The 4,613-nt window shown below is 39.2% G+C and carries 1 protein-coding gene and 4 pseudogenes; 4 read left to right on the top strand and 1 reads right to left on the bottom strand.

Annotated features, from left to right (window positions below; genetic code table 11):
• Together HT678_RS09880 and HT678_RS09885 are read left to right on the top strand one after the other, a co-directional pair.
• Positions 1-776, top strand: a pseudogene (locus tag HT678_RS09880) (PrsW family intramembrane metalloprotease); the annotation flags it as partial.
• Between the two features lie 144 nt (positions 777-920).
• The gene (locus tag HT678_RS09885) at positions 921-1,889 is read left to right on the top strand and encodes a ribose-phosphate diphosphokinase (RefSeq protein WP_000010164.1); all 969 of its coding nucleotides are present in this window, start codon (positions 921-923) and stop codon (positions 1,887-1,889) included.
• A 56-nt stretch (positions 1,890-1,945) separates the two neighbouring features.
• Here the strand turns inward: HT678_RS09885 and HT678_RS09890 are convergent.
• Positions 1,946-2,793: pseudogene (locus HT678_RS09890) on the bottom strand (IS630 family transposase).
• Positions 2,794-2,905: 112 nt separating this feature from the next.
• Here HT678_RS09890 and HT678_RS09895 point away from each other — a divergent pair.
• Together HT678_RS09895 and HT678_RS09900 are read left to right on the top strand one after the other, a co-directional pair.
• Positions 2,906-3,877: pseudogene (locus HT678_RS09895) on the top strand (PD-(D/E)XK nuclease family transposase).
• Positions 3,878-4,172: 295 nt separating this feature from the next.
• Positions 4,173-4,571 (top strand): annotated as a pseudogene (locus tag HT678_RS09900) (helix-turn-helix domain-containing protein); the annotation flags it as partial.
• Between the last annotated feature and the right edge of the window lie 42 nt (positions 4,572-4,613).

Genomic DNA, 4,613 nt, shown 5'->3' on the forward strand with positions numbered 1-4,613 from the left:
CTGGCTTGAAGCCATAATATGAAACCATCTACTATACGGACGGTTCGATGTCAGGTGCGGAATATGGACTAATGGGAGTTTCTATCTTTCTAGCTCTCTTTTACATGATTCCGGCTCTTTATTTTCTCTTCCGTATTGGGAAAAAATGGGAATTGCCAAAGAAGGTTTTGATTCTGTCTTTATTGGGAGGGATGTTCCTTTCAGGCTGGTTGTCTAGCTTTGCGAATACCTATATCCATGATTTGCTGGGTATGCTTTTCCCAGATAGTACATTTTTAAATGCCTTTGAAAGTGCTATTGTGGCTCCTTTGGTAGAAGAACCCTTGAAATTATTGACACTTGTTTTTGTTTTGGCTTTGATTCCTGTGCGAAAATTAAAATCTTTGTTTTTACTTGGAATTGCTTCCGGTTTGGGATTCCAAATGATTGAGGATATTGGTTATATTCGTACGGATTTGCCAGAGGGCTTTGACTTTACTATTTCGCGAATTTTAGAGCGTATCATCTCAGGAATTGCCTCTCACTGGACTCTTTCAGATCTAGCTGTAGTAGGTGTTTACTTGCTTTACAGAGCCTATAAAGGGCAGAAGGTTGGCAAGAAACAGGGTCTTATTTTTCTAGGTTTAGCCTTGGGAACTCATTTCTTGTTTAACTCTCCTTTTGTTGAATTGGAGACAGAGTTGCCTTTAGTGATTCCAGTGGTTACGGCTATTGCTCTCTATGGTTTTTATCATGCTTATTGCTTTGTTGAGAAACACAATGAGTTGATGACCTAGAATATTTTTCAAAAGAATGATGCAAGGGTACAAATATGGTGCCCTTCTTTTATTTTTGATTGAAAAATAGTGCAAAAAGCGCTACAATGGTAGATGGAAAATCTTGTGAAAAGCACAAGCGATACATATATACCGGAGGAAATCATGTCTTTTTCTGATTTAAAGCTGTTTGCCCTTTCTTCTAATAAAGAATTGGCAGAACGTGTGGCGCAGGAGATTGGGATAGAGTTGGGGAAATCAAGTGTTCGCCAATTTTCAGATGGAGAGATTCAGGTCAACATCGAAGAATCAATCCGAGGGAAACACGTCTTTATCCTACAATCAACTAGCTCGCCTGTAAATGACAATCTGCTTGAAATTTTGATTATGGTGGATGCTTTGAAGCGTGCGAGTGCAGAATCTGTCAATGTTGTCATGCCTTACTATGGGTATGCACGTCAGGATAGAAAGGCGAGAGCGCGTGAGCCAATCACTTCAAAACTTGTCGCAAATATGCTTGAAGTAGCTGGAGTGGATCGTTTATTGACCATCGACTTGCATGCTGCGCAAATTCAAGGATTCTTTGATATTCCTGTGGATCATTTGATGGGCGCTCCTCTGATTGCAGATTATTTTGAGCGTCGTGGTATGGTTGGTTCTGACTATGTGGTTGTCAGCCCGGACCATGGAGGGGTGACTCGTGCTCGTAAGTTGGCAGAATTTTTGAAAACATCTATCGCTATTATTGATAAACGTCGTAGCGTTGATAAGATGAATACTAGTGAAGTTATGAACATCATCGGTAAGGTTGAAGGCAAGACTTGTATCTTGATTGATGATATGATTGATACTGCTGGAACGATTTGTCATGCGGCAGATGCTCTTGCGGAAGCTGGTGCTGTTGAAGTCTATGCAAGCTGTACGCACCCAGTTCTTTCTGGTCCTGCTACGGACAATATCCAAAAATCAGCTATTAAGAAATTGGTTGTTTTGGATACTATCTATCTGCCAGAAGAGCGTTTGATTGATAAGATTGAGCAGATTTCAATCGCTCATCTTCTAGGGGATGCTATCGTACGTATTCATGAAAAACGACCACTTTCTCCACTTTTCGGTATTGAGAAAAAAATTTAATGACCAAGCCTGAGATGGTTCTCAGGTTTTTTCGTCTTTTTTCCGAATAAATATAGTCAATTGAAACAAGAACAAGACAAAAGAGCCTCGTAAAAGGTATTGCAACTTGGTAATACCTTTTTGAGATGCTTTTTGATATGAGCCCATGTCTTCTCAATAGGATTGTACTCAGGTGAGTAGGGAGGAAGGGGTAAAAGTTTATGCCCAAACTCCTCACACAAGAATTCTATTCTAGCTATTCTATTGGAATCTTGCATTATCCATAATAATAACTGAGGGTGTATTTAATGTCGGTAAGAGAAATTTCTGAAACCAAGCTTCAAAAAAGTCGCTCGTCATTGTTTCTTGGTAAGTTATTGGAGCGATTAACTCACCATTTGTTAGCCCTGCAACCAAAGAAATCCCCTGATATCTTCTTCCAGAGACTTTACCTCCTATTAACTGACCTTTTGATGAGCAACCATATTCTCGATAAAAGTAAGTATCGAATCCTGTTTCATCAATATAAACAGGTGCTAAGTGCTTTAAACTATTAAAATTCTTAAGAAATAAGGATACTTTTTCTGGGTCTTGTTCATAGTAGGTGTGGTTCTTTTTTTCGAGTGTACCCCATAAATTTGAGCGCATAGTGGATAGTAGTTGGATGACAGCCAAATTCAGAAGCTATTTCAGTCAAATAAGCGTCTGGATTGTCAGTAAGATAGTTTTTAAGTCTATCTTTATCAACTTTTCTTGGTTTTGTTCCTTTTACTTGATGGTTTAGCTCTTCTGTTCCCTCTTTTAGCCTTAACCAGCCATAAATGGTATTACGTGAGATTTGGAAAACCTGTGATGCTTTTGTTATACTACCTGTTCGCTCACAATAGCCGAGAACTTTTTTACGAAAATCTATTGAATATGCCATAAGAAGATTATACAACATTGTGTACTGTTTTTGGTTCATTTTACTATAGATAGAAGCAGTGAATCTAGCAAACCTAGATTTAAAAATGTGCTATAATGAAAGGAGAGAAAGAATGATTCTCAGACATCCGGGCATTAGCTCAACCAATGATTTGGACGCTAAGAAAATCTTTAGCAATCCAGAAATCACTTGTCAATTTATCCGCGATATGTTGGATTTACCAGCCAAAAATGTGACCATTTTGGAGGGAAGTAATATTCACGTCTTGCCTTCTCTGCCCTATTAAGCACAAGATTTCTATACCAGTATAGACGTCTTGGCGGAGTTGGATAATGGAACCCAAGTAATCATTGAAATTCAAGTTCATCATCAGAATTTTTTCATCAATCTCCTGTGGGCTTACTTGTGCAGTCAGGTCAATCAAAATCTAGAAAAAATTCGCCAATAAGAAGGAAACGCTCACCAAAGTTATAAACACATCGCACCAGTATACGCAATAGCTATTGTGGATAGTAATTACTTTCAGGATGATCAAGCTTTTCATAGCTTTAGTATGCGAGAGGGCACGACAGGTGAAGTCTTAACCATCACAAACAATGGACAGGAAAACCATCTAGTCAAGATGGCGTTCTTGGAATTAAGAAAATACAGAGAAACCAGCAAAGACGAGGTTCGTAAGCCATGGTTGGAGTTTTTCGGGAATAAACCCTTTACCCAGCACCCCGAGCGAGCCATCAGCCAAGCAGACCAACTGCTGGACTACAAGAGCTGGTCCGAGGAGGACAGGAGAATGTTTAGTGAACAACGCAGGCGTGAAGAACAAGCCTTACTCGCTCATGACTATGCATTGGAACAAGCGGAGGAAAAAGACTTAGAGCGTGGTCGTGCAGAGGGGATTGAACAGGGACTGGAGCGTGGTCTTGAACGTGGACGAGCTGAAGGGATTGAACAAGGGCGAGAAGAAGGCTTGGAACGTGGGAAACTTTTTGCCTTTCTGGATATGGTTCGCCAAGGACTTCTGACTTCCGAGGTTGCCAGCCATCAGCTGGGTATGAGCGTCGCTGAGTTTGAGTCCTTGCTATGAGGTCACATTTTTTTAATATAGTAGAAAGTTAATGAAATGGCGAGTTATTTCTAAAATACTTGTCATTTTTGCTTGACATTTGGAAGGGGGATAGGATAATACCATAGAAGTGAGTTCTGTCCAACTATCGATATGGATTAGATATGTGAAGTTTGACTCAAAGTTTAAGAAATTTGTGAGATTTTCACTTGGGAGATACGGTATTTGAAGGGTATTTCATCTCACAAAGGTGTTTTTTCAACCTTTTTTGAAAAAAATGAAAGCTCTTCTAGGCATAAGAAAACACCTCTGTGTTATACTTGTTGTTCAACCACAAACACAAGAAAGGCACAGAGATGCAAGACAATTATACTACAAAAGCCAAACAAAAGAAGGAAAATCAAATAGAGAAATTGCCTCTTTGCTTGGAAAAGCTCCTCAAACTATCCACACTGAAATCAAGCGTGAGACAGTCTGACAATGTCTTGGAAAAGGGCGCTTCAAAGAGGTTTATTCTACCGACTATGCTCAACAGTCTTATGAAAACAATCGCAGGCGCTCGGTCAAGAAATCAAGCTTAACCAAAGAACTAAAGGAAAAGATTCTCCACTATCATAATCAAAAGTTTTCTCCTGAAATGATGGTTATGGCTAAAGGGGTTAACGTGGGAATTTCAACCATTTACTATTGTATTCATAATGGAAAATTGGGATTAATACTAGACTAAAATCAAAAAGCATTATATAATAGTAATATG

Source organism: Streptococcus sp. 3167 (assembly GCF_013277175.1).
GTDB classification, from domain to species: domain Bacteria; phylum Bacillota; class Bacilli; order Lactobacillales; family Streptococcaceae; genus Streptococcus; species Streptococcus pseudopneumoniae.

Excerpts from the sequence above, each read along its gene's own strand:
- HT678_RS09885 (WP_000010164.1), top strand. The coding sequence starts at position 921 with ATGTCTTTTTCTGATTTAAAGCTGTTTGCCCTTTCTTCTAATAAAGAA.